This is a genomic window from Microbacterium sp. NPDC057407 (assembly GCF_042803895.1).
Taxonomy (GTDB): domain Bacteria; phylum Actinomycetota; class Actinomycetes; order Actinomycetales; family Microbacteriaceae; genus Microbacterium.
This window is the reverse complement of the sequence record NZ_JBHVCA010000004.1, coordinates 1-23,920: the sequence shown is the minus strand read 5'-3', so window position 1 is coordinate 23,920 and position 23,920 is coordinate 1. Positions and strand designations below refer to the sequence as shown.

At 63.9% G+C, this 23,920-nt stretch carries 19 protein-coding genes and 1 pseudogene; 15 read left to right on the top strand and 5 right to left on the bottom strand.

The features are described 5' to 3' along the window. Positions 1-24 precede the first annotated feature (24 nt). From ACFUTX_RS12095 to ACFUTX_RS12085, 3 genes are read left to right on the top strand one after another with little or no spacing between them, the layout of a single operon-like run. The gene (locus tag ACFUTX_RS12095) at positions 25-912 is read left to right on the top strand and encodes a DNA adenine methylase (protein ID WP_378864749.1); all 888 of its coding nucleotides are present in this window, start codon (positions 25-27) and stop codon (positions 910-912) included. Beyond that, positions 912-1,979, top strand: coding sequence for a hypothetical protein (locus ACFUTX_RS12090; protein ID WP_378864746.1), 1,068 nt, complete (start codon positions 912-914; stop codon positions 1,977-1,979). Before ACFUTX_RS12095 ends, ACFUTX_RS12090 begins: the two co-directional genes overlap by 1 nt. Before the next feature lie 28 nt (positions 1,980-2,007). Beyond that, a complete protein-coding gene (locus ACFUTX_RS12085; protein ID WP_378864743.1) occupies positions 2,008-3,033 on the top strand; it encodes a hypothetical protein in 1,026 nt (341 codons plus the stop codon). A 363-nt stretch (positions 3,034-3,396) separates the two neighbouring features. Here ACFUTX_RS12085 and ACFUTX_RS12080 read toward each other — a convergent pair whose 3' ends face one another. Together ACFUTX_RS12080 and ACFUTX_RS12075 are read right to left on the bottom strand one after the other, a co-directional pair. After that, positions 3,397-5,148 (bottom strand): ATP-dependent RecD-like DNA helicase, encoded by a 1,752-nt coding sequence (locus ACFUTX_RS12080; protein ID WP_378864740.1) that lies wholly within the window; start codon positions 5,146-5,148, stop codon positions 3,397-3,399. An 83-nt stretch (positions 5,149-5,231) separates the two neighbouring features. Beyond that, positions 5,232-5,981: a relaxase domain-containing protein gene (locus tag ACFUTX_RS12075; protein ID WP_378864737.1), complete on the bottom strand. Its 750-nt coding sequence runs from the start codon at positions 5,979-5,981 to the stop codon at positions 5,232-5,234. Between the two features lie 552 nt (positions 5,982-6,533). On the opposite strand from ACFUTX_RS12075, the gene ACFUTX_RS12070 reads away from it, so the two are divergent. After that, on the top strand, positions 6,534-6,971 hold the full coding sequence (locus tag ACFUTX_RS12070; protein WP_378864734.1) for a helix-turn-helix domain-containing protein: 438 nt from the start codon (positions 6,534-6,536) through the stop codon (positions 6,969-6,971). Positions 6,972-7,103: 132 nt separating this feature from the next. On the opposite strand, the gene ACFUTX_RS12065 is transcribed toward ACFUTX_RS12070, so the two are convergent. The 3 genes from ACFUTX_RS12065 to ACFUTX_RS12055 are packed head-to-tail and all read right to left on the bottom strand — an operon-like array spanning position 7,104 to position 10,479. After that, a complete protein-coding gene (locus ACFUTX_RS12065; protein WP_378864732.1) occupies positions 7,104-8,225 on the bottom strand; it encodes a hypothetical protein in 1,122 nt (373 codons plus the stop codon). Then, complete coding sequence (locus tag ACFUTX_RS12060) at positions 8,225-8,821, bottom strand: hypothetical protein (protein ID WP_378864729.1); 597 nt, start codon at positions 8,819-8,821, stop codon at positions 8,225-8,227. Before ACFUTX_RS12060 ends, ACFUTX_RS12065 begins: the two co-directional genes overlap by 1 nt. After that, a complete protein-coding gene (locus ACFUTX_RS12055; protein WP_378864726.1) occupies positions 8,821-10,479 on the bottom strand; it encodes a hypothetical protein in 1,659 nt (552 codons plus the stop codon). Before ACFUTX_RS12055 ends, ACFUTX_RS12060 begins: the two co-directional genes overlap by 1 nt. 30 nt (positions 10,480-10,509) lie before the next feature. On the opposite strand from ACFUTX_RS12055, the gene ACFUTX_RS12050 reads away from it, so the two are divergent. The 11 genes and pseudogenes from ACFUTX_RS12050 to ACFUTX_RS12000 form a co-directional block, all read left to right on the top strand. Further along, complete coding sequence (locus tag ACFUTX_RS12050; protein WP_378864723.1) at positions 10,510-11,556, top strand: hypothetical protein; 1,047 nt, start codon at positions 10,510-10,512, stop codon at positions 11,554-11,556. Between the two features lie 84 nt (positions 11,557-11,640). After that, entirely contained in the window at positions 11,641-11,838 is a 198-nt protein-coding gene (locus ACFUTX_RS12045; protein WP_378864720.1) for a hypothetical protein, read from the top strand. 93 nt (positions 11,839-11,931) lie between these two features. Further along, complete coding sequence (locus ACFUTX_RS12040) at positions 11,932-14,547, top strand: Z1 domain-containing protein (RefSeq protein ID WP_378864719.1); 2,616 nt, start codon at positions 11,932-11,934, stop codon at positions 14,545-14,547. Then, the gene (locus ACFUTX_RS12035) at positions 14,537-16,354 is read left to right on the top strand and encodes a hypothetical protein (protein ID WP_378864716.1); all 1,818 of its coding nucleotides are present in this window, start codon (positions 14,537-14,539) and stop codon (positions 16,352-16,354) included. The genes ACFUTX_RS12040 and ACFUTX_RS12035 overlap by 11 nt, the downstream gene beginning before the upstream one ends. Next, complete coding sequence (locus ACFUTX_RS12030; RefSeq protein ID WP_378864713.1) at positions 16,351-17,247, top strand: hypothetical protein; 897 nt, start codon at positions 16,351-16,353, stop codon at positions 17,245-17,247. The genes ACFUTX_RS12035 and ACFUTX_RS12030 overlap by 4 nt, the downstream gene beginning before the upstream one ends. Next, positions 17,240-18,571 (top strand): hypothetical protein, encoded by a 1,332-nt coding sequence (locus ACFUTX_RS12025; RefSeq protein ID WP_378864710.1) that lies wholly within the window; start codon positions 17,240-17,242, stop codon positions 18,569-18,571. Before ACFUTX_RS12030 ends, ACFUTX_RS12025 begins: the two co-directional genes overlap by 8 nt. 24 nt (positions 18,572-18,595) lie before the next feature. Beyond that, positions 18,596-20,605: an AIPR family protein gene (locus tag ACFUTX_RS12020; protein ID WP_378864708.1), complete on the top strand. Its 2,010-nt coding sequence runs from the start codon at positions 18,596-18,598 to the stop codon at positions 20,603-20,605. 65 nt (positions 20,606-20,670) lie between these two features. Further along, on the top strand, positions 20,671-21,771 hold the full coding sequence (locus tag ACFUTX_RS12015) for a DNA cytosine methyltransferase (protein ID WP_378864705.1): 1,101 nt from the start codon (positions 20,671-20,673) through the stop codon (positions 21,769-21,771). Position 21,772: 1 nt separating this feature from the next. Beyond that, on the top strand, positions 21,773-22,756 hold the full coding sequence (locus tag ACFUTX_RS12010; RefSeq protein ID WP_378864702.1) for a restriction endonuclease PLD domain-containing protein: 984 nt from the start codon (positions 21,773-21,775) through the stop codon (positions 22,754-22,756). A 34-nt stretch (positions 22,757-22,790) separates the two neighbouring features. Next, positions 22,791-23,213, top strand: coding sequence for a very short patch repair endonuclease (locus tag ACFUTX_RS12005; RefSeq protein WP_378864700.1), 423 nt, complete (start codon positions 22,791-22,793; stop codon positions 23,211-23,213). A 278-nt stretch (positions 23,214-23,491) separates the two neighbouring features. Continuing rightward, positions 23,492-23,701, top strand: a pseudogene (locus tag ACFUTX_RS12000) (tyrosine-type recombinase/integrase); the annotation flags it as partial. Positions 23,702-23,920: the final 219 nt, after the last annotated feature.

Genomic DNA, 23,920 nt, shown 5'->3' with positions numbered 1-23,920 from the left:
ACAGCGACATCCGCCAGGAAGAGAGTGACCATCTCACCTCTTCGATACCCCGGCGGCAAGGGGCTGCTGTACTCGCGGCTGCGAACCATCATCCGCCAGAACGACCTCACCTCAAGCGTGTACGTCGAGCCCTATGCCGGGGGAGCCGGGGCCGCTCTAGCGCTTCTGGTATCTGGTCAGGTCGAGCGAATCGCAATCAACGATCTCGACCCCGCGGTCTTCGCATTCTGGAACGCGGTGGTCACGCAGCCGGGCGAGTTCACGCAGCTCGTCAACAACGTTGAACTCACCGTGGATGAGTGGGAGCGACAGCGAGAGGTCTACTTGACATCGGCGAGAGACGACCATCTTCCCCTTGGGTTCGCCACCTTCTACCTCAACAGGACAAACCGTTCCGGTGTGCTGAACGGCGGGCCGATCGGCGGGAAGGACCAGACGGGGAACTACAAGATCGACGCTCGCTTCAATCGGGAAGGTCTGGCGGAGCGAATCAGGTTGATCGCGCTGCACGCGGACCGCATTGCCGTGACCAACGAAGACGGTCTGGACGTGATTTCGCGCTACTCCGACTGCGAGGACGCGTTCATCTACGCAGACCCGCCCTACTTCGAGAAGGCCGGGTCCCTGTACCTCAACGCGTTCCAAGAGGCCGACCACAAGGCGCTTGCTGAACGTTTGAAGAGCGTCGAGCGAGCGAAGTGGATCCTCACCTACGACAACGTCCCTCAGGTCACAGAACTCTACTCGACTCTACGACGACGCCTCTTTGCCCTGAACTACTCCGCACACCGCGTAGTGAAGGCAAACGAAGTCATGGTGTTCTCACCCGACCTCGCCATCCCGGAAGAACTCGAATCCGCCCATGCTGAGCTGATGCAGCGTGTAGACGGCACGACAGAAGGAGCTTCCTGATGGCGCGGCTCGATAAGGCAGCACCCGACACACTGTCCCTCGACTTGTCGAACCCGCGAATGCCGGACGCGAAGTTCACCGATGAGGATGAAGCGATCGCCTACCTCTACGTTCAAGCAGACTTGAGTGAGCTCATCCAGTCGATCGGAAACTCAGGCTGGCTTGACTTTGAGCCGCCCATCGTCGAAGAGTCGACTCGAACCGTTGTCGAAGGCAATCGGCGCCTCGCAGCTCTTCGCATCATTGCGAGTCCTCGCCTCCAGCAGCAGTTCAAGGTCTCGCTCCCGCAGCCGCTACACGCCAACGCCGTACCGACCGAAATTCAGGTGAACTACGTCGGTAGCCGCAAGGAAGCACGCGACTTCATCGGGTTCAAGCACGTCAACGGCGCGTTCAAGTGGGACTCCTACGCGAAGGCGAGATTCGCGCACTCGTGGCTACAAGACGGAGACGATATTGACGAAGTGAGCCGCAGGCTGGGCGATGGCCACAACACCGTCAGCAGACTCGTCAACGGTGTCGTCATCCTGGAGCAAGCGGAGAACGCCAAGCTCTTCGACCGCGAGCTCCGCTCCAAGAAGTCCTTCTACTTCTCGCACCTCTACACCGCGCTGTCCACCGTCAACGTGCGCCAGTTCCTCGGACTGCCCGAGAGTGACAACTCGGTGCTGCCAGCCAACCCAGTGCCCGCGTCACACCGGCCGCAGCTTCGTAGCTTCTTGTCGTGGCTCTACGGACAAGACGACGAGCCGGCGCTCATTAGGAGTCAGAACCCCGACCTTGGGCGACTCGTCAACGTGCTCGGCAGCGAGCGCGCCGTCCGGGTACTTGAGTCCAACCGGGACCTCGACCGCGCTTTCGACGTCGTGGAGGACAAGGCCAAGGCCTTCGAGAAGGCGTTCTACCAGCTCGCGAGCTCGGCCGAGGACGTCTCGCGCATCATTGCTCGCTACGACCCGAAGTCTGACCTGGTTGATGATGCTGAATCGACTCTCCGCGTGGTCACCATCGTCGTCAACGCGATGAAAGAAGCACATCTTCGAGGCAAGCCCGCCGATGAGAGTTAACGCGCCACTGGAACGCTCGACGCGGAGCGTGGCGGCCGACTGGGTAGAACTGCGCGCTTTGTTGGATGAGTCGGGCGCCAATGAGCAGAGCCTGATTCGAAGCCAGACCGTTCAGAGGGAGCCTGACCACGGAAGCCTGCTGACCGATCTCGACGCCGAGCTTGTCGATGAAGAGATCCTGGAACCTGAGAACGATGAGCTTTCTGAGCGCGTTTACGAGGAGCTTGCCTACCGCGAGCGCGTGCTCGGTGCTCTGTACCCCTTCGAGCTCGTATCGGAGTTTGGCAAATGGGCGCTAAGGCGTCGTGCGGCGCTGAGCGATGCTGATCAGGCCGCACACGACTGCTACCTTTGCTGTCTTCTCATCTCCGCTATCCATTCCGAGCTCTTACCGACGAAGAGTGACCATGAGGTGTTCAAATCGAGTGCAAGGGCTCTCCAGGTTGAGTCGTATTTGACGGCCGCAGAGGTGCTGGGCGGGCGTGCTTACTGGTTCGGTTTTCCACGTCCGGACGGATCGGGGATGCTCAAGGCCATCCAGGACCTTGCCTACGCTATGGGCACCGCTGTAGCGCCGGAAGAACGACCGATCGGACTATCGCCGCACGCTGCTGACGGCACTGTCGACATCGTCGCCTGGCGCCCCTTCCTTGACGGCGAGGCTGCCTCGATCGTCGCTTATGGGCAAGTCGCGTCAGGGAGCAACTGGACCGCCAAGCCCATCAAGTCGTTCATCGAGGGACATTTCCTCCCTTGGTTCGTGAAGATGCCCTCCCACAAGCACATCGAGATGCTCTTCGTGCCCTTCCCCCAGCATCATGAGCAATCAGAAGAGAAGAAGGCCGACTTCCGTACCGTTGCGACGGAGAAGGCGCGCCTGCGGGAGAACGACTACGGGGTGGTTATCGATCGGCTCCGGCTTACGGAACTCATGGCGCTCTCAAAGGTGAGCGGAAGATACGACAAGCAGGAGTATCAGATGCATGAGGAGTACGTTCGCACTTGGTCAACGGACGCACTTTCTTACGCCAAGGGGAGCCCCGTGGCCGCCTGATCGTGCCGTCTGCGGCTGAGCATTCGCGTCTGAGGGCCGCCGACATTGCGGTGGAGAGCCAACCTGCCTGGGACCGCGACCGCGTCCATGAGAGCCGCTCGATACTCAAGTTGGGGGCCACCGGGGAACCCCATGGGCGAACGACTGCACGAGACGGCAGCGGCCGACGCACCGCGTGGCACGTCCGTCGAGTCGACCCGGACGTCGTTCGCTCGCGCAACCGCTTCTCGCCCGGCGCTCGATAGACGGTCGATATTGGCGACAGCGGCGGGAATCGATGGGCGAGGCACGAAACCCGCACTGCTCGCGCTCAAATAGCCCGCGCGATTCTCTCGCCATTGAGCGCCCGACGATCGCGCTCCTTTACATCCCTATCCCGCGCCCCGCATTCTGCCCCGCGACCACCGGCCCCGTTACCGTGGCCGCCTCCCGGCTCTTCGCGGCGCGGCGCATCTCCGCCGCGGCCGCGCGCACAGCATCCAGCATCGTCAACTCCGGAATCCCGCGCTGCATCGACTCGGCGAGGCACTCGCGGGCCGCGGCATCCGTCCGCGCCACGACGATCGCGACGTTGCTAAGCCGACCCCGCGTGAGACCCACGTAGAGTCCGGCTGCATCCACATCCGGCCCGACGACCGATGCATCGGCGGTGTCGCCCTGCACGCCGTGCACGGTGGACGCGTAGGCGAGCTGAAGGTGCTCGCGCGCGTACTCGGCGGACACCCGCGCCACCTCGCCGCTGTCGCTCACGGAGACGAGAGACACGTGTTCGTCGCTGATCCCGCGCACGATCCACTGCGCGCGGTTCTCGACGCCAGTGAGCCGGTCGTTTCGACGGGTCTGGACGGTGTCGCCGACGAGGATGCGCTGCTGCCCGATTCCCCACGCGGCGACGCGGACCTCGAGCTCGCCCTCGTCGACTCGCCGCTGCTGAATGGCGTCGTTGATCGCATCCGCCTCAGCATTCGTGCCAGATGCCAGCGTCACCCGCTTGCCGCGTGCGTGCCAGTCGAAGTGCGCGTCGATCATCCGCTCACGCGCCGCGTCGTGATGTTCGACCCGGTCGACGTGGCCGCATCCGGCAAGCTCGTCCGCAACCAGCAGGGCACTCTCGCGATCACCCGCATCCCGGAGCCTAAGTGTGAGCGCCGCGTAGTCGGGATCGCGGAACCGGTGCACCGTGTCCAGCTCGACCGCCGCGTTCGCACGCCGGATCGCAGAACCCATCGCGCCTGCATGTCCGACCGGCAACGCCTGATGCGTGTCACCCACGAACGCCAGCCCGACATCCTGCTCGATCGCGAGCTCGACGAGGAGTTTCGCCGTCTCCGAGTCGACCATGCCGGCTTCGTCGACGACGATCCGATCGTGAGAACGCAGTACGAACTGGGTTGGTCCGCCGTATGCGGCACCCTTGCTGGGATCGACTTCTCCCACTCGAAGCCGGGTCCACACCCGCGCACCGGCCCCGTCGGTGCCCCATCGGTACCCGTGGTCCGAGAGCAAGGCATGAATACTGGATGCCGCGGTCCCGACCTCGCGAGATGCCACAGATGCCGCTTTGCGCGTCGGTGCAACGACGAGCATCCGTCTCCGTTGTGACGTGAGCGCCGCGGATGCAGCGCGGAGCGTCGTCGTCTTGCCCGTGCCAGCAGGTCCGGTCACCGTCACGAGCCCGTCCGTGCCGGCGATGGCGCACGCGGCAACGCCCTGAGACGCATCCAGTGCGCGCAAGTCCTCGTTCAGTGCGAAGCGGTGCAATTCGCCCGGCAGCAGCGAGCGCCCGGGTCGGGCGAGCACACCCAGACGGCCGGCAAGCCGTGCCTTGCCGATCACGGTCTCGGTCGCCATGAACGCCTTCACGTGCGCCGGCGGATCCTCCGCGACGAGCCGGTACATGGCACTCATGGCGCCCTGCGTTATCTCGGCAATCACGCTGTCGAGCCGGTCGCGCTCGGCGATGACGCCCGTACGCGAGAGCGCGCGTATCGCGCCCGCGCGGATGTCGAAGATGCTGAACCTCCCGCCGCACGATGTGGCCCGTTCGTCCGCGTCGACGACCGCCTGAGCAGCGAGCAGATCCAGGTCGACCGCGTGTGGGTCTTGTCGCAGCAACGGGGATGGGCACGCGGTGGGTGGTCAGACTGGGATCGATTGCTGTGATCTCGTCGCGGACGCGCGCTTTCCACGACGCCTCGTCAAGAACGGCCGGCTTGTTCGGACGCGAGACCGCCCAGGCGCGGCGATCGATCTGCTGCATCACCTCCACGCTCGGCGCAGATCCTCCGTGACCCGCCCGACCACTCCACGATCAGGCGCGCGCGGTTGGCCCCGATCTGCGCCGACCGACGCGAAAAGGGCCGGACGGCGCCGGCGAGTTCGGCAATCTCGCCAGTGTCGTCGAGCGTGTAGCCGTGCCGGGCGAGCGCGGCGATCCACGCGGGATCGGTGCGGGCGGCGAGCTCGCCCTCGGCGTTGACGACGGTGTGCAGCTTCATCGCGACGCGCGAGTCGAGGTTCGACCACTTGCCGTCGGCGCCGAGCACCTTGATGTTCAGCCAGAGGTGACGGTGATTGTGGGGGTCGAGCGCGCGAGAGCGCCGATGCTGCAACTCGACGACCTCGAGGCGGCTGATCTCCTCACGGATAAGCCCTCCGTGCCCGCGACGTGCATCGAGTTCCATCTGCCACGTGAGCAGGATGCGTTCACGCAAGCGGTCCTGGAGCGCTTCGAACTCAGTGTCGAGTTGGGGATTCAGAAGCGCGGCGATGCTGTAGGACTTCGGGTGGTTGAGCGTTCCGTCGAGCAGCAAGTCGGCGTCGGGGCTCAGTCGCTGACGGCCGCGCTCCCCGATGAGCGGGTCGTGTCCCGTGAGCCAGGCACGAAGGCCGCCCGCGGTGAGCTCGTCGGACGTTATGACGCCGTTCTCGACAATGAACCGCGACACTCTCGAATCGGATGCGCCACTGTACGCCTCGAGCGCGTCGACGCTGGGGGAGTGGTGCAGGTGTGCGTCGCAGGTGCCCTTGAGCGCGTAGCCGATGGCCTGTCGAACTCCTCTGGATTCGACACTTCGTTTCCACCGTTCGAGAACCCCCTCCCATGCCGCCAGAGTACGTCCAGTTTTGCTCGTTATCCAGGTATTTTTCCGACATGCAGTTGCGTGTAGGGGAGTGTTCCTAAAGGGTCTCGCTCACCTCGGGTGCCTGCGTGCATTGCTTCTTACTGTTCAGGCTGCGACCCTGTGGCGGCTGGACGTCTCTTGCCCGGCGCGGGCGTCTGCGGAGGATCCACACGGCGCTAAGTTGGGTCTCTCGGCAAGTGCTTGGAGCTCGTCCAATATCAGCTCAAATCTCGGATGGGTGGGCTGCTTGAGGTGTCAGGCCACAACGCCAGGGCTCGCGAAATGATCGTGGGCGTCGCGGGAGCATTTCGTCCCTCGGAGCCCTAATCGAAGTCGCACATTGCATGATTTCATCTGTTCTGAGAGCATAGACGCATGGCCCGCGTCACCCCCGAACCGCGTGCGGGTACGTCCCCGCGCACAGGAGACCTCGCGCTTGGTCGCCGTATCGCTGCGCGACGGGACGAACTTGGGATGAGTCGAAAGGATCTCGCCGAGGCAACCGACCTCTCATACCCGTACGTCGCGCAGATCGAAACCGGGTATCGGCTCCCATCTGCGAAGCACCAGGTCACACTTTCGCGTGTTCTCGGGATGTCGCTTGATGACTTGTTCGACACCGCCGGGGTCTTGCCCGCCTCCCGATCCGCTACTCCATCAACCCGGGTGCGTCCCTCCATCGAAGAGGCGATCGAGCGCGCTGTCCAGGAGCTAGAAACGCTCCCCACATCCGTCCGTATGGAAGCACTCAACAAAGTTCAGACTCGCGTGATGCAGGGCGTCGTCGAGGAGCGCAGCCGCACGCAACACTGAGTCTTGCTCGGATACATCGCGGCTGCGCGCGTTGCGTCGCGGACGCGTCGTCGCGAACCGACTATTTGCTCGCGAGGGTTCGTCGGCCACCGAATTCTCAAAGACCTCGAGTTGCAGCGGTCGCGGCCGCTCCTATCCCAGGTGCCCTGGGAACCACGTCTCCGGGGTCACCACGGCGATGCGAGACGTTCCTGTGTCGTCGAGGTACAGCACGTCGCCGTAGTTGGTCACGCGGATGGTGCCCCCGGGCTCCACCACGGTGGCCACTGCATCCTCGATCTCGCGCGCTTGTTCGGCGCAGCCGGCTCCCACAGTATCGCCGAGCGCCGACCCGGAGTCGATGTCGACGAGCCTGCCGTCGCGGATGTCGTAGAACCTCTTCACAAGGAATCCGCGGGCGGTCTCACCTTCGGGATCCTCGCCGGTGTATCCGAGAAGGCGCTCTTGGCCCTCTACAAAGCCGCCCACCGCGCCATCAGTGTCGACCCACAGGTCGCCAAGGGGGCGAGCAGAGGTCCACTGGCGGATCTTCTCGCCAAGATCTCCGCTGGTCTCACCGCGAAGCGACGCACCGGTCGCGATGTCGACGACGTCACGGGTGCGGGTCACCTTCACCCGTCGGGTGGGAACGTCGCCGCGCCAAAGGGACCCAATCGGAGGACGAGGCTCGACGGCGATGGGCTCGAGCGGAATCTCGGCGGGCGGTTCACCGCCGCCGGCAAGACCCGAAGGATCCTGCTGCGGGGAGGTCTCCTGCGCCTGCCCCGGCTGGTGCTGACCTGACTTGATACGGTCGATCCGCTTGATCATGCGGGTCGCCGGGCCAGCCACACTCATCGACGCTCTCGTACCGAAGTCGCGCAGATACTCAGCCGCCTCCCGGAGCTGCAGTACCGACGGCTCATCGGCGAAATGCAGCCACGTGTTGCGGGTGTCGATGATCTTCTTCGAGAGAACGCGAAGATCCCCGGTGTTCGGGATCACCTCGCGATAGACGGTCTCTGGAGCGCTCAGAAACTCCCGAAGGAAGAAGCTCGGGTCGGCCGGCGACTGGCGCCGCTTCACATGAACCGGATCCTGCTCGTTCCGCCATGCGACGTACTCATCGAACCAGCGTGTGCCATGCGTCGGCGCGAGGATGCCGTGACTGCGGTTCGCGAACTCGAGCCCGAATCCGCGCATGAGTGAGAAGTATCCCTTCATCACCTCGCCATAGGTGTTGTGATCGGGGAGCTCAACGACATATCCGGACATCAGTACAACGCCTCCACTCCACCGTCGCGGCCGAAGCCCTTCATGATCGGGATCACGCGCGTGATCGCGAACGCGGCGAAGACCGCCTCGAGGCCATCCTCCGAGACCGCGAAAGCGGGGTGCTCGCGGTACTGCCGAGGTTGCGGCCTCAGGTCTTCGTACGCTCCGACCCGAGCACCGTGCGAGATCAGGAGATCCGCGGCATCCGCGCCCGCCAGTTCGCTCAGCTCTTCCCATGACACCGACGCGAGCGACGGGTAGCCGCGATCGCCGTACTTGAGGGTGCGCAACAGCGCAACCCGTGAGCCGTCGCCGGCATCGGCGAGCGACATGCGGCCGGCGGCCTCGAGCCGACGGTAGGCATCAGGGCCGGCGAGGAAGTCGAGGGGCTGGACATCAGCCGACCCGTCCTCCCAGACCGTGCATCCGATCGTCATGCGCAGCCCGTCGCTCGACTCAATCACGGCTTCGCGAAGCTTGCCCTCCTGCTCGGCGCCGCCGCGGCCGGCTGACACCGGGACTCCGCGGAAGTCGACATCCTCAGGCCTCATCGCGATCGCGACCAGCCCGACGTTGAACTCGACATCGTCACCCATCAGACAGTCTCCCCTGCCTTCGCCGCCAGCAGCAGCGTCGTGTACGTGTCGCGCACCATCGTGTACGCGGGACCGGACTTGCCGACCTTCTGCGGGTCGAAGTCTCCCATCTGCATAATGCCTTTGAACCGCTTCGCGATCTCGTCCAGATTTTCGTTGAGGAAGGTGGTCGGGTCGGTCTTCCACGCGATCGTGCCATCTTCCCGGCGCTCGAGCAGAGCGGAGAGACCGTAGACCAGCGGGATGATGAAACCCTCAGGGCTCGCGTACTTCGCGCCCTGGTCGGTGAAGCGCGTCTTGTGCGGAGTCTTCGAGTTCGCGGGGTTCATCTTGCTCACTGCCGTGATGCGCCCGTAAAGTCCGCCGTTCTTGTTGTACGCCTCGGGGAACTTGCGGTAGATCAGCTCGTACAGCGCGGGGATCTGACCCGCGATCGCCAACGCGCTGAACACGGGAACGTTGTGCAGCTCGGCGACCGCTCCGTGCTCCTTGGTGACGACCGGCGAGCTCATTAGCCGCTCGAAGCGGACGACGCAGTCGCCCTTGTTGCGGTAGAGGTTCTGCGGAAGGGGCGGAACGACCGGCTTGCCGTCGTCAGCGGCAGGCATCGGCTCCAACATCCCGAGCGGAACCCACGCGAGCGCGACGATGTCGGCCACCTTGATCGGCTTCGGGTCGCCTTGCTGCCATTCCACGCGCTCACTGATGTAGGACGGCAGCGTCTGCTTCAAGTCATCGAAGTAGCCGCGCTTGTTCGCCTTCGCCTCGACCTTCAGCTGGACGTTGTTGTTGCGCGCCGCGCAGATGTCGAGAAGGGATGCTTCGAACTCCTCCGTCACGATCTCATCCTCGGGGTCCGAGGGGACGATGAGCTCCACAGGAATCAGGAAGTCCAGGTCTGTGCTGTCTCCGTCGCGTACCTTTGCGCGGAGTTCGTCGACGGTCTCAGCCTGCTCATGCCACAGAGCGCGGAAGTCTTCCCAGACCCTGACCTTCTTGATAGAAGCGTCGGGCACACCCGCCTTGGCAAGGACGTGGAGGCCGATTGCGAGTGTGTTGTGGCCGCCGTCGAGGATGCCCTCGATCTTGCGCTTCTCGAAGTTCACGCCGATACGATCGCGGTCGAGGCGACGGTAGCTCGACGCCCCGAGGAGGATGCCCTTGGTCTTGAACGGGAAGTCGTTCGGCGTGTTCTCGATCGACTCTCGGATCGCGGCCGTGACCTGCCCGACCTTCGAGGAGCGCGGGTTCGCCTCCAGGTCGATGACGTCGATCACCGGCACGAAGTACCGCGCCGGAACGAATCCCGAGAAGCGGGTGATGCGTTCGACGGTCTGCTCGACAAGCTTGTCGAACTTGATCACCGCGTGGAATGCAGCGAATGTCGTCGCGTCGGTCGTGTTCATTGCTCTACCTCTTTCATAGAGGAGAGCCCCTGGAAACAGAAAGGCCGGCCCGAGGCCGGCCGCGCTGCTGCGGGTCGATGACCCTCCAGAAGCCCTGCCGGGTTTCTTATGTGATGACGCGGCTCCCGTCCGGAGCCGCCAGATGGTGCTTCCGCCGAGCGTTTCGGCTCGACTTGATGAGCATGGCACAATGGCCGCTGTCTGCACAAGTAGATTTTTGCTCAGCGCATAGTCTATGGTGAGTTGCGACACCACCTGATCCGATCCCGAAGGCCGAACCCGATGAACATGACAACCCCGCTCAGCGACCGCAACAAGCTCATCCTCGACCGCTACTCGGACGGCGCGACTCTCCAGGAGATCGCTGCTGTTGTCGGCCTGACTCGTGAGGGTGTGCGTCTTGTCGTCGTCAAGCTCGGGGGAGCAGATGCCGAAGCATCCCGCGCCGCCCGTCAGGCCGCAAAGTCGGCACTCGCCGCGTCGGCCCGCGACGAATTCCTGGCTTCGTTCCGCGACGTCGCGTCGGATCTCGCGCACCAGGGCTTCACGCGAGCAGAGACGATCTCGCGGCTTGCCGTGCTGTATCCAGCTATGGATATCGTGGTGGCCGACGATGCCCTAAAGGATTCCGGCATCGTGTTCGACCAGAACAACGACGTTGACATCTTCTCCAATGTCGCCCTCGAAGCGGGTGTGTGGTTCCTCCTCGGCTCAGATCTCCGTCTCAAGCCGGACTACGCGTGGGCAGCTGTCAATCTCCCGCAGGAACTGCTCGACGAGCTCGGAGCGCACTTGGTCGAGGCATCCGTCACGCCTGAGGAGCTTGCCACCATCCTGGGTATCATCGGTGCCGCGCAGCGCGCCGCCCTCGACGACGGGACCCTCACGATCACCGGCGCTCGCTACAACGAGCTACGCGGGGAACTGCTCGATGCGATGGGGTTGACGTCCGCGAAGGGTTCGAAGCCGTGGCCTCCTACTCGCCAAACGATCCAGAAGCGGTATGACGGCTGGAATGATGCCCTTGAGTCGATGGGACTGGCAACGGCAACCAAGGGTCGACAGAAGGGACTGCTCGCTTTCAGCGAGGATGACTACGCCCAGGCGATCGTCGACTTCATCGCAGATGCGACCGCGACCGGCATCGAGCAGACTTTTGCGAACTACGACCAGTGGGTCAAGGAGCAGGCGGCTGCGGGCACTCGCCGTCCGTCGCCGGCCTCGATTCGCAACTTCTACGGAGCGTGGCTGCCGGCTCTGCGGCAGGGGGCGCGTGCGCATTCGGCTTCCGGAAGCATTGGGATGCGTCCCGAAGCACTTCCTAGATAACGTTCAACCGGGGCGCAGATGCTCCAATCAAGCAAGGGGTGAGCTATGGCGGCAATTGGCAAGTTTGTGGTTGGTGATCGGCAGGTGAAACCGCCCCAGAGCACGGTGGACGGATACGTGCAGAAGGTCCTGGACGAGGACGGGACCCTCTACCTCTACCTCTACAACTACAAGGAGGGCGGCCCGCAGCCGGGCGACTCCCCGACCCAGAGCATCCACTTCGACTACACCGCCGCCAAGGCGTTCAAGGCGATTCTCGACGAGACGTTCGGCGGGCTGTAGGACCCGGCACTTGCCGGATGCCAGACGACCGCGCCGCGGGGAACTGACGCCCGGCGCACGTGCTAACTATCAATGGGGGAGTATTCAGAACTGATGAGTGATCTGTACACCGACGATGAGATCGACACCTTTGCGAACATGGTCGGCGCCTGGGTCGCCGGCGGACAATCGCTCGATTCTGTGCGCAGCTTTCTTCGGGCCACACGAACGCCGGAAGAACTGATCGAACTCGCGATCGCCCGACACGAGATGCGGATGTCCGACATCGCCGGCGTCGAAGTGGTCGTCGACCCGAAGACTCCGCACACGCCGTGGTACCCGGGCCCGAAAGCGAGCGATCGCTTCTGGCCCCCGGTGAAGGCAATCCTCGAGGATCGCCTCGGTGATGCGGCCGTCACCGACATCGACAAGGTGACGAGCCTGACGCTGTCGAAGCTGAACCCTCCGGGGACGCACCAGTTCTCGGATCGCGGCCTGGTCCTCGGCTACGTGCAGAGCGGCAAGACGACGAACTTCATGGCGCTCGCGGCGAAAGCCGCGGACGCGGGCTACAAGTTGATTGTCGTGCTCTCCGGAGTGACCGACATCCTCCGCGATCAGACGCAGGCTCGTATCGATGAGGTGCTGGTCGGCGACTCGGTCGAGTGGTATCCGCTGACGAAACGGGGTGAGGACTTCGCACAGTCGAGCGGCGCCGCTGCGCTCTTCACGAAGTTCGACGGAGCTCTCATCGCCGTCATCAAGAAGAACCCGGCACGACTTCGTCGCTTGCGCGATTGGATGACCGGCGCAGGGAAGATCGCGATGCAGCATGCTCCCATGCTTCTGATCGACGATGAGGCTGACCAGGCAAGCATCGACGTGGGGACCGCTGGCCGCACCTCGACCATCAACGGCCTTCTCCTCGACATCTTGAAGCACCCGCGCAGTGCATACGTCGCGTACACAGCGACGCCGTTTGCGAACCTCCTCATCGACCCGAGCAACGAAAAGGACCTCTATCCGCGCACGGTCATCGTGTCGATGCCGAAGCCCGCTGGCTACTTCGGGCCGGAACGTCTGTTTGGGAGTATCGACTCACCGGACGAGGCGGGCCTTGACATGATTCGGACGATTCCCGCGGCAGAGGCGGTGTCAGCCCGGCCCCCGGCTGGCTTGGGTGCGGTGAAGACTTGGAACCCGATTCTCGGCTCGGAGCTCCGCCGCGCCATTCTCTGGTTTGTTCTCTCGACCGCCGCGAAGCGGATTCGGAACGGGCACGGACGGCACTCCTCGATGCTGATCCACACGTCGATGCTCTCGGACGCACACTTTCGGACGCGGGACATCGTTGTCGATGCTCTCGGAGCAGTGCGCGTCGGCATCGCGACCAACGACGCGACCACGCTCCTCGAACTGGAGGAGATCTGGAAGTCGGAGTCGGCTCGCGTATCGGCCAGCAGCTTCGGGTACGGGTCGATCACCTGGGGTGAGCTAGGGGCGACGTTGCGTGCGACCCTCGATGACATTGACATCGTCGTCGACAACTACAAGTCTTCCGACCGCCTGAGCTACTCCAGCGCGAAGCCGACAACGGCCATCGTCATCGGAGGCAACACCCTCTCCCGCGGTCTGACACTGGAAGGGTTGACGTCCAGCTACTTCGTCCGCTCGGCGTCCGCCTACGACACGCTCCTTCAGATGGGCAGATGGTTCGGCTATCGCGGAGGGTACGAGGATCTCTGCCGGGTCTGGATGACCGACGAGCTGCGCGGATGGTTCCGCGACCTGTCCAAGGTCGAGCAGGAGATCCGCGACGAGATCGCGCGCTACCGCCGAGAGGGCCTATCGCCGCTCGAGCTTGGCGTGCGCATCCGACTGCATCCGGATCTCGCGATCACCGAGGCGGCGAAGATGCGGAACGCCGTGAACGCTTCGCTGTCCTACAGCGGCCGCAACCCGCAGACAACCGTGTTCCGACGGTTGGACGGCGCACGCCTCGATCGCAACCTGACGGCGGCAAAGGACCTGCTGGAAACCGTGCAGCGCTATGGCGGCGACATCGCGAAGTTCCCCGCGGGCGCTTCGCTCAAGCAGTCGCTCCGTGGATATCGCGACGTGCCTGCGGAGTACATTCTGCGCTTCTTTGAGGACTACGAGTTCGATGAGGACCAGCGCGAGATGACCCGCGCTCTGCTCACCGACTACCTCAAGGAGGAACTCCAGCAGGACTCGCTGCGGAAATGGCGCGTGGTGATCATGGAAGGCCCCAACGGCGAGAAGCTGGATCTTCCCGGTATCGGACAGATCGGCACGGTTGTCCGCAGCCGGCTCGGGAGTACAGACGACGATCTCGCAAACATCCGCATCCTCACGAGCGCCGAGGACCGCATCGCAGGTATCGACTGGGAGGGCGGCGAGACGCCACCCAAGGGCGCAGACCTGGCGGTCGAGCGCTCCGAACGGCACCCAGACGAAGGTATCCTGCGTCTGTACTTCCTCGACCGCACCTCGGCGCCCGCCGCTAGCGCCACAACGCGCGTCCCGCTCGACGCAGTCGGTATCGTCACAGGCATCTCGGTGGATTTCCCGGCGTCGTCAACTCCGGACAAGGCCATCGGCTACGTGATCGCCAACGTGCCGGGCGCGGCGGACATCGAGGAAGCCGAAGCTCTGGACGCCGCCGACAAGGCAGACGAGCAAGAGCTGGACGACGCAGATGAAGCTTGACCTCTACTCAGAGATGGTCCCGCCCACCGGAATGATCGACGGCGACGCGGCTCGACGAGCGCTCGGCAAGCCCAACCTCGGATTTTGGGAGGTCTTCCTACGGGAGTCGCTGCAGAACAGTTGGGATGCGCGCGTCGATCGGGACGGATCGATCGACTTCGCGATCGATGCCGTCAGGTTCGATGCGGCAGCGATTGCCACGCTTCGCGACCTGGTCTTCGCGGATTCACTGCCCGCCCCGGCCGATCAGCTCGGGTCGCTTCTCTCCACGGGCAACCTCGACGCACTGGTCGTCCGCGACGGAGGTACTCGCGGTCTGTCCGGGCCCGCGCCAGCTGACCAGGCGGTCGATGACGGCGTCCGAACCGACTTCCGAAACTTCGTGTTCGACATCGGGCGTGATCTTCGTCGGGAGCTCGGCGGTGGAACGTATGGGTTCGGAAAGGGCGTCCTTTACGACGCGAGCTCCGTCCGGACGTGCCTGGTTTACACACGGACGGAGATGGACGGACAGCTAGTCGACCGCTTCATCGCCACGAGCGTCGGTTCAGGTTTCGCGCACGCCGGCCGTCGCTTCACCGGCCGCCACTGGTGGGGACAGCGCCCCGAGAACGGAGTTCTCCCCCTTGAGGGCCCAGCCGCGACAGAACTCGCCGAACGGCTCAACATGCTGACCAGTGGCGGCGGTACGGGCACGACGATCGCCGTGCTTGCCCCCAAGGATCCGTCGGTGGATTCCACTGAGGATCTGCCGGCAATCATGGATTCGATCCGGGACGCGACGATGACATGGGCGTGGCCACATTTCGCGGCCGCCAGCGGTGAGGCGAGCATCCGCTTCGCGTACTCGGTGCACGGCGCGCTGATTCCCCTCGAGATCGACCACTACCCGCAGATCCAGCAATTCGCGCTTGCATTCAAGGAAGCCGCTCGGGTGCAGACAGAGGATGGCTACGAGCCGTCATGGCAGGCCGAGGCCTACTCCCTCCCCCTGGACACCAAGCGCCCTCGAACGGGAGTCCTGGTTATCCGTCGGGCTCTCCAAGCGGAGTCGATGGAGCGCCGGCTCAGCCGCGATCTCAACTCAACTGTCGCGCTCATGCGCGGCCCTCGCTTCGTCGTCCGCTACGAGAAGGTCGACCCGGATCCGCACGGCCAGTACTTGGCGGGGGTCTTCCTCGCAGACCCCGCCGTGGAGGATGACTTCGCTCGCTCGGAGCCGGTCACACACGACTCATGGGCGCGCGAGCACGGGGCGAAGAAACTCCGACCCGTCGCCTGGACACTCGACAGCATTCGAACCGCTACCACCGTGCGACTGCAGGCGCCCGATCCGGAGGACTCCAAGTCGAGCATCGGCGGAGTCGCACACCTCTCGCGCACGCTCGCGGAGAACCTCATGGGGTTCACGGGAAAGGGCGCAGAGAAGCAGCGAAGGACCCAAGGCACGCGTTCGAGAGTGGAGCTGAGCGTGACTGTCAATGGTGACCCCTCCCCAGTCGGCACGGATGGTGATGAGATCGTCGTGGACTTCCCACTCGCGGTTCGCATCCGCCCCGGCGCTGACCTGTCGCGCTGGAAAGTCATGGCAGACCCTCGCGTGGTCGCAGAAGCAGGTGGCGGCGCGACGAAGACTGATGTCGACACCCCCGCGGCGATTATCGGATGGGTGGCCGGTGACGACGTGGTCGCAAGCGGAGCTGTGATTGACGGCCCGAAGTTGAAGGCTGAGGGCCTGAAAGTTCGAGTCGTCCACACCCGCAGAGCCGCGATCGCAGTGCAGATCTCGAAGGCGGCTCTCGCGTGACGCACTCGAGCCGGGGGTACCGCACCCTGCCTCCTACGGCTGCGCGCATCGACCGCTGGACGATCGCAGTTGAAGATGGGCCGTCCTACGACAACATGACGATTGCAACGGACTGGACGTACTACCAGAGCATCCAGGCGAGCGTCGAAGTGCTATTGGACGCCGCAGGACTCGCGAGCGCGGTCGGACTGCCCGACGACGCAGAATTCGGGGTGAGCCTTGCCTGGCGCACGAGCCGCGTGGGACTTCGCGGAAGCTCCGCGATCGTGCCTGTCGACGGCGCTGAAGTGGGCGCGAGCGTGCTGATCCCGGTCGGCGCAGTCGGCGGCTCGCTCACCCTCGAAGCGAAGGTCGTACTCGTGACTCCCGGGACCGGACACCGGGATGAACTCGCGCCCACGGAGATGGGATCCGTCCTTTGGTCTACGGAGTGGCACGTGATGCTTGAGGGCATCGCGGCTCGACTCCCGATCATTCCCGTGTCGGCGGGTCAACACCCATTCATTGATCTGCACAATGCCCGGTGGCTGGTGAAGGTCGACATGGCCGACCTCGAAGCGCCCATCGACGCTGCGGTGCGCATCTTCGTCAATGAGTCGAACGAGAACGTGCAGCGGATGATGGCGGAGCCGGGCGGTGAGACGGCAAACGCAATGACATCGTCACTGCTCATCGACATTCAACGGGAGCTCATGCGTCTGGCGCTCGCGGAGGACAGCGTGTATGAGCACGACCATGACTACCCCGATGGCTCTCTGGGAGATGCACTGTCTGCGTCGCTTGGGCTGTTCCGGAAGGACTTCGAGCTGCTGCAGAACATCGCCCACTACGATGCCGCAAGCTTCGACGTCGAACTGCAGGGCCGGCTCGGCGAGGAGCGGGTGAATGGCTGAAGTCTCTATGCCCGCTGGCTGGCCGCGCATGCCCATCGATGAGGCGATCACTGCTGTCTCGAAGCTGTGGGAGCAGTCGCCCGTCGCCGCGGCCGAGTACGTGAACACGGATATCGAAGGACGCAGGTTCTACGCGACGGCACCTACTCGCGTCGACAAAGGAACGCTGGATGGGCTTCGAGACTCAGTAGTCGCGCTAGCCGAGAAACACGGGTTTCCCCATACGCGGAAAAAGCAGACCTACACCTTTGACCAAGAGCTGGCGGTGCTCTTCGCTGAGTCCGTTCCGATGCTTCCTGTTGAGGCAGCCGATGAAGAGGTGTGGGCGTTCATCACTCTCAGCGTGCTGCCAGACGTGGCGATATGGCGATGGCCTGCGATGCAGGGCGAACCTGACCGAACGCTGGTCGATGACGAAGGGGAAACCCGATCGGACTCACGCGCTGATCGCCTCCTGGGCAGGCGTCGTGGCGTGTTCCGGCAGGCATGGTGGCGAGGAAACCTGCTCGGACAGGACGCATGCTTGCAACTCGACGAAGACAACTTCATCAACCTCACCGATCGAGTGTCGCTCACGGGCTACGGGGCCCTTGCGCGGCTCATTGTGCAGGCGCATCTCGACCGCATAGGACAGGGCGCGTACCACCGGCGTTTTGCTCTGCGACGCGCACTCATCCTGATCGGCCGTGAGTTTGGACGGATAGCCGTCGAAGCGCTGCCGGAGGAACACGTCAAGACCATCGTCAATCACGCGTTCGACCGCGCGACAGCTGACGTCGCTGAGGAGCTGGAGTCGAAGAAGGCGGCAGCTGCCGCCAAGCGGGCCGCAAAGGCGAACGCGGCGGCTACCAAGCCCGACGCTGAGGAGCCGCCGGCCATCTCCGAGATATCGGCAAGTGGATCGGAGGTCGATGTGGAGGACTCTGCGACTGCTGACGTGGGATCGCCGTCGAACTCAGTCACGCCCGCCGACCCGAGAGCGCGTTTCCTTCAGGCAGCGGCGGCGTACGCCGTGATCCTCGAGCCGATGCTGGTTCCAGTCGACTACACGACCGCGATGGCGATGCTGGCGCAGGCGGAGCAGCACCTCCGCGCACTCAACGGTGATCAACTTGCCGCGCGCATCTACGACGACTTGGCCGATCTCATGGGCGATTGGGCATCCTTTGACGACGACGCGAGGTCGATCGTCTATGCCGCGATCACGTACTTCGTCGAGAACGAGGATGTTGCCGCGGATGCCGACCCCGATGGCCTGCTCGATGACGATGACGTCGTGGACTGCGCATTCGCGGCGCTCGGGCGCGAACGCCATCTGAGCTGAATCACACTTTCATAAGGAGAGGCAATGGCGGAAGCGACCAGCCCGCTGGATACCTTGCGGACAATCGTCTCAATCTCGGCAGAGAATGACGGGGTTCCGTCGTCACGGGCATTCACTGGGCAGGGCATGGCACTGCTCGAGGAAGCCGGCCAGCTGAATGGCCCTGAATGGTTTGCAGACCCTGTCGGTCGTATCGATGCGTTCGACTGGGATGCTGACACTGGCCGACTCACTGTGATCGTCACCGATTTCGCACCAAGCAGGTGGGGCGAAGTCCGCGACAAACGCGAACTGCTCCCCGCGGTGACCGATGCCACTTCGCAGCTCACCCGACTGCTGCCCGCCGCAGCTCGAAGCGACGGTGACGCGACACGTGCGATCTCCTACCTGCGTGATCTGCGCGGCAAGATCCGGGCAATCCGAATCGTCGCAATGTCGAATGGGTCCTACGAGACGCAGCAGGCGGCTCTGGAGAACATCGCGGAGATCCCCGCAGAACTCAGCGTCTGGGATGCCGGCGACCTCGCGACTGCGGTGGCGCATACTGCGGTCCGAGAGCAGACGATTCACTTCGACGATCAACCCGGAGGAGGTGTCCCCATTCTTGGGCCCATAGGGGAACACGATGTGAGCTCTTACCTGATGGTCCTCCCCGGTGACCTCATCGCCGATCTTTACCAAGCACACGGCGCAAGCATTCTGGGTCGCAACATTCGCGCGTTCCTCCAGGTGAACAACCGCGTGAACAAGGGCATCCGTCAGAGCCTGCGAGAGACGCCTGGATCGTTCTTCGCCTTCAACAACGGGCTCTCCTTGACAGCGACCGAACTGGAGCGGTCGCTGGTTGGCGGGGAGCACATCGTCACTTCGATCAAGGGCCTCGAGATCGTGAACGGCGGGCAGACGACCGCGTCCCTGCACCATGCCAAGTATCACGATGGAATCAGTCTTGCTGGCGTGTCTGTTCAGGCGAAGCTCACCGTTCTGCCTATCGGCGCCGACGAGATGGCTTTGCAGATCGCGCGGTTCGCGAATAGTCAGAGTCCCGTTCGGATGGGCGACCTCACCTCGAACAATCGCTTCTTCCAGAGCATCGAGCAGCTTTCGCGCACGGTGGACTTCTCTGTGGATCAGACAGGAAAGCTCTGGTTCTTCGAACGCATCCGCGGGCAGTTCGCGACGGAGACCGCCGCCGCCCGCGCCCTCGGCGCTGAGGCGCGCTTCAAGCGGAAGTATGACCGCACTCGCCGATTCGACAAGGCCGAGCTTGCGAAGTACGAGCTCGCGTGGCTTCAGATGCCGCAGGTCGTTGCCGCCGGCGCAGAGAAGTCGCTTGCAATCTTCATGAACCTCGAGCACGGACCCGCCTCCGGCGGCGTGCCTGATGAGAAGTACTATTGGCGACTCGTCGCGAAGGCCCTGCTATGGGCGGAAACCGACCGCGTCATCGGCTCGCTCGACCTCGGCGGATACAAGGCCGTCGATGTCGGATACACCATCGCACTGATCTCGAATCGTACAGCGGGACGGCTCGATCTGGACGCCATCGCCCGGCGTCAGGACGCCGGGGACGCGTGGCGAGACGCCGTGACAGCTGTCGCCCCGGAGGTCCACGCGAACCTCATTCGCAACGCCGGAGCGCGGAACGTGTCGAGCTGGTCGAAGACGGCGGCCGCTTGGTCCGCAGTGCAGGACATCGACTGGAACCCCGGTTCGGCTCTCACCACTTCAGCGCCTGCGCCGGACGCGACTCGCATGGCGGTTGCGGCGGGCCAGGCCGCGATCGGTCTCGCAGCAGATGAGGAAGACGTCGCCGCCCGGGAACGGGTGGAGGAGTTCGGGAGTCAGGCGTGGTTCCAGCTGAGCTCCTGGGCGAAGGAGACCGACAACCTGCAGGGCTGGCAACGCGGCATCGCATTCAGCGTCGGACGACTCGTTGCGGCGGGGAAGACCCCGACGGCCAAGCAGGTGGCGCAAGCGGTCAAGATCCTCGATGAAGCCGCCCGGTTGGGATTCACCCCCAAGCGAGGCTGAACGTGGGCGTGGTGACGCCGGATGTCGGACGCCCGGGCGAGAATGGACGAGACGAACGGAGACACATGACAACCTTCGCGCTCGGCGAGCTGTTCTGCGGGCCAGGTGGAATCGCACTCGGGGCCCATCAGGCGGCAGAGGCTGTCCCCGGAATCGAGGTTACCCACGCATGGGCGTCTGACTACGACCACAGCACCTGCGCCACGTATCGCCGCAACATCCCGGGCGCAACAAAGGAATCGGTCATCCATCAGGACGTTCGCGCGCTCGACATCCGCAGCCTGCCCCCCATCGATGGTCTCGCGTTCGGCTTCCCGTGCAATGACTTCAGCCTCGTGGGAGAGCAGAAGGGCATCCACGGCAACTTCGGCCCGCTGTATCAGTACGGCGTCAATGCGCTGGAGGCACACAACCCGAAATGGTTCGTCGCTGAAAATGTCGGCGGCTTGCAAAGCAGCAATGAGGGTCGAGCCTTCAAGATGATCCTCTCGGCGCTCCAGTCCGCGGGGAATCACGGCTACCGGCTCTACCCGCACCTCTACCGGTTCGAGCAGTACGGGGTGCCGCAGCGCCGTCACCGCATCCTCATCGTCGGCATCCGCGCCGACCTCGACATCGACTTCGCGGTGCCCTCGCCGTCGCTGTACGAGGAAGTCGACGTCAGCGTCGGTCGACGTATCTCGAAGCCGCCGATTGCGGCTGATGCTCCGAACCACGAGCGCACGCGCCAGGCGAAGCAGGTTGTGGAGCGATTGACTCATATCCTCCCTGGCCAGAATGCGTTCACTGCTGACCTGCCGGAGCACCTCCAACTCAATGTGGCCGGCGCTCGCATCAGCCAGATCTATCGCAGGCTCGAGTTCGCCAAACCGTCCTACACCGTGACGGGTTCGGGTGGCGGCGGCACCCACGTCTACCACTGGCAGGAGCCGCGGGCACTCACCAATCGCGAGCGTGCGCGCATCCAGACCTTCCCCGACGACTTCATCTTCGAAGGGTCCAAGGAGAGCGTGCGCAAGCAGATCGGGATGGCCGTTCCCGTCGACGGAGCCCGCGCGGTGTTCACTGCCCTGTTCCGTTCCTTCGCCGGCATCAGCTACGACAGCGTTGACGCGAATCTGCTGCACATGGTGCCGTCCGATGAGGAAGTCGCGGTAGCCAACTGACGTGAGCACCGATCTCATTCGCGACGATCTGTTCCAGCAAGTACTGCTGTCGCCGTTGGGAGATGGCGCGGATGAGCTTCACGTCCTTGCGGGTTACGCCTCTGCAAGCTTCGCGATGTTCCATATCCTGGAAGCGCGCGAACACCTCAAGCGCGACTTCAGCATTCGGCTGAACATTGGCATGACCGGCTCGGACGGCCTGCCGCTTAGAGCACACCAGGCGTACGTGGCCGCCGCCAGCGCCGTCTCCGGTGCCTGGCTCCGGGTCGCGTACGCTCCCACCGGCGTGTCCGACCATTCGAAGCTGTATGTATGGCTGAGGAGTGGCATCCCGATCAAGGCGTGGTTCGGCTCCGCCAATTACTCCGCGACGGCGTTCGGAATCGACGGAACACGTCGCGAGACGATGGTCGCCATCGATGCCGCATCAGCTTGGCAAATGCTGCAATCTGCCGCGATCGAGTTTGTCCCGGCCGATGGAGCCGATGTCTTCTCCCAGGTTGAGATCTACGAAGTGCTCGAGCAGGAGGTTCGGAGCAGAGTCACCGCCGCGAAGCCTGTGACACACGCGGAGCTCACGGGGCGACCTCAGATCTCGCTTCCACTCGTTCAACGAACGAAGAATCCTGGCGAAGTTCATAATGCGGGCGCAGGGTTGAACTGGGGCCAGCGCGGAAACCGGCGCCGCGCGGAGGCATACATTCCGGTGCCCGCCACCGTGGCTAGATCTGGCTACTTTCCAAACCGCGGCATCCCATTCGCCGTCCACGCTGATGACGGAGCAACCCTCTTTCTCACGGTCGCGCAGGACGGGGACAAGGCGTTGCACAGCGTGCCCGACAACGCCGATATCGGCTTGTGGTTTCGGCGCCGGCTGGGATTACCTGGTGATGCGTTCGTATCAACGCGAGATCTGCATCGCTATGGCGCCACCGAAGCGGTCTTCACCGCACTCGATGACGGCTCATACTTCTTGAGTTTCTGACGGTTGCGCGTCCCTGGCGGCCTACGCTTGCTGAATGGGCTCCATCGCCGTTCCGCCTCCCAGCACCGAGGGCGCACGACGGACGATGGTTGCCAACCGCCGCAGGGACACCGGCCCCGAGCTCGGGGTCCGCCGCCTCCTTCATGCCCGAGGCTTCAGGTACCGCGTGGACTTCGCACCTGTCGCTGAGTTGCGGTCGCGCGCCGATATCGTGTTCACCAGTGCGAAGGTCGCCGTCTTCATCGATGGGTGCTTCTGGCATATGTGCCCTGACCACTTCATCATGCCGAAATCGAACCGCGACTATTGGGAGCCGAAGCTCGCACGCAACGTGGAGCGTGACCGTCTCACTGATTTGAGGATGGCCGACGCGGGCTGGAAGGTGATGCGGTACTGGGAGCACGAGTCTACTGGTGCCGTGGCGGACGACATCGCCCACCGACTTCACGCAGACTAGACGTGACCGTGGTGATGAGCTCGTGCAGTTCTTCCTCGAACGTGTCGTCGATTGTTAATCCGACACCCTCGTGGAGCGCGAGACGACTGTCGTCGATGTACGCCTCGCGGGCCACACTGACTCTGCCGCATCCATGCAGACACACCGCATCGCGCGCAGCCTCCCTCCGACATCCAGCCATTTCAGCGTTCCGGCGCGGCGCAGTGCTCGTCGCGAACGGCTGCTAAGCGGAGCGCGCCGACGTCATCCGCGCCGGCAACTTCCGCTCCCGTACGCTCGCTTCCGCGGTGCAGCGAGTGCAGGACGCCGACCCGAGCTTTCCCAGAGTCACGCCGCACGATCTCCGTCACACGGCGGCGAGCCTCGCGCTCTCATCCGGCGCCAACATCAAGGCGATCCAGGGCATGCTCGGACACGCCTCCGCGACGATGACCCTCGACGTCTACGCCGACCTGTTCCCCGACGATCTCGACAGCGTCGCGGCTTGAGCTCGAGTCACCGCCGGCGCGATGCGCCGGCTACCGACCTCGAAGACTCAAGGTGCCGACAGGATCCCTCGCGTCGAATGTGCCCGCCGCTTCGCGACGGTCAGATTCGGCGCGGGGGGCCCGCGAACTACGCCCGCTTCGCGGGCTGTTCGATTGCTGGCGCGGCCGCAACGAGAAACGACCGGCCCGAATGGGCCGGTCGTTTCTCGCTGTCTCTTA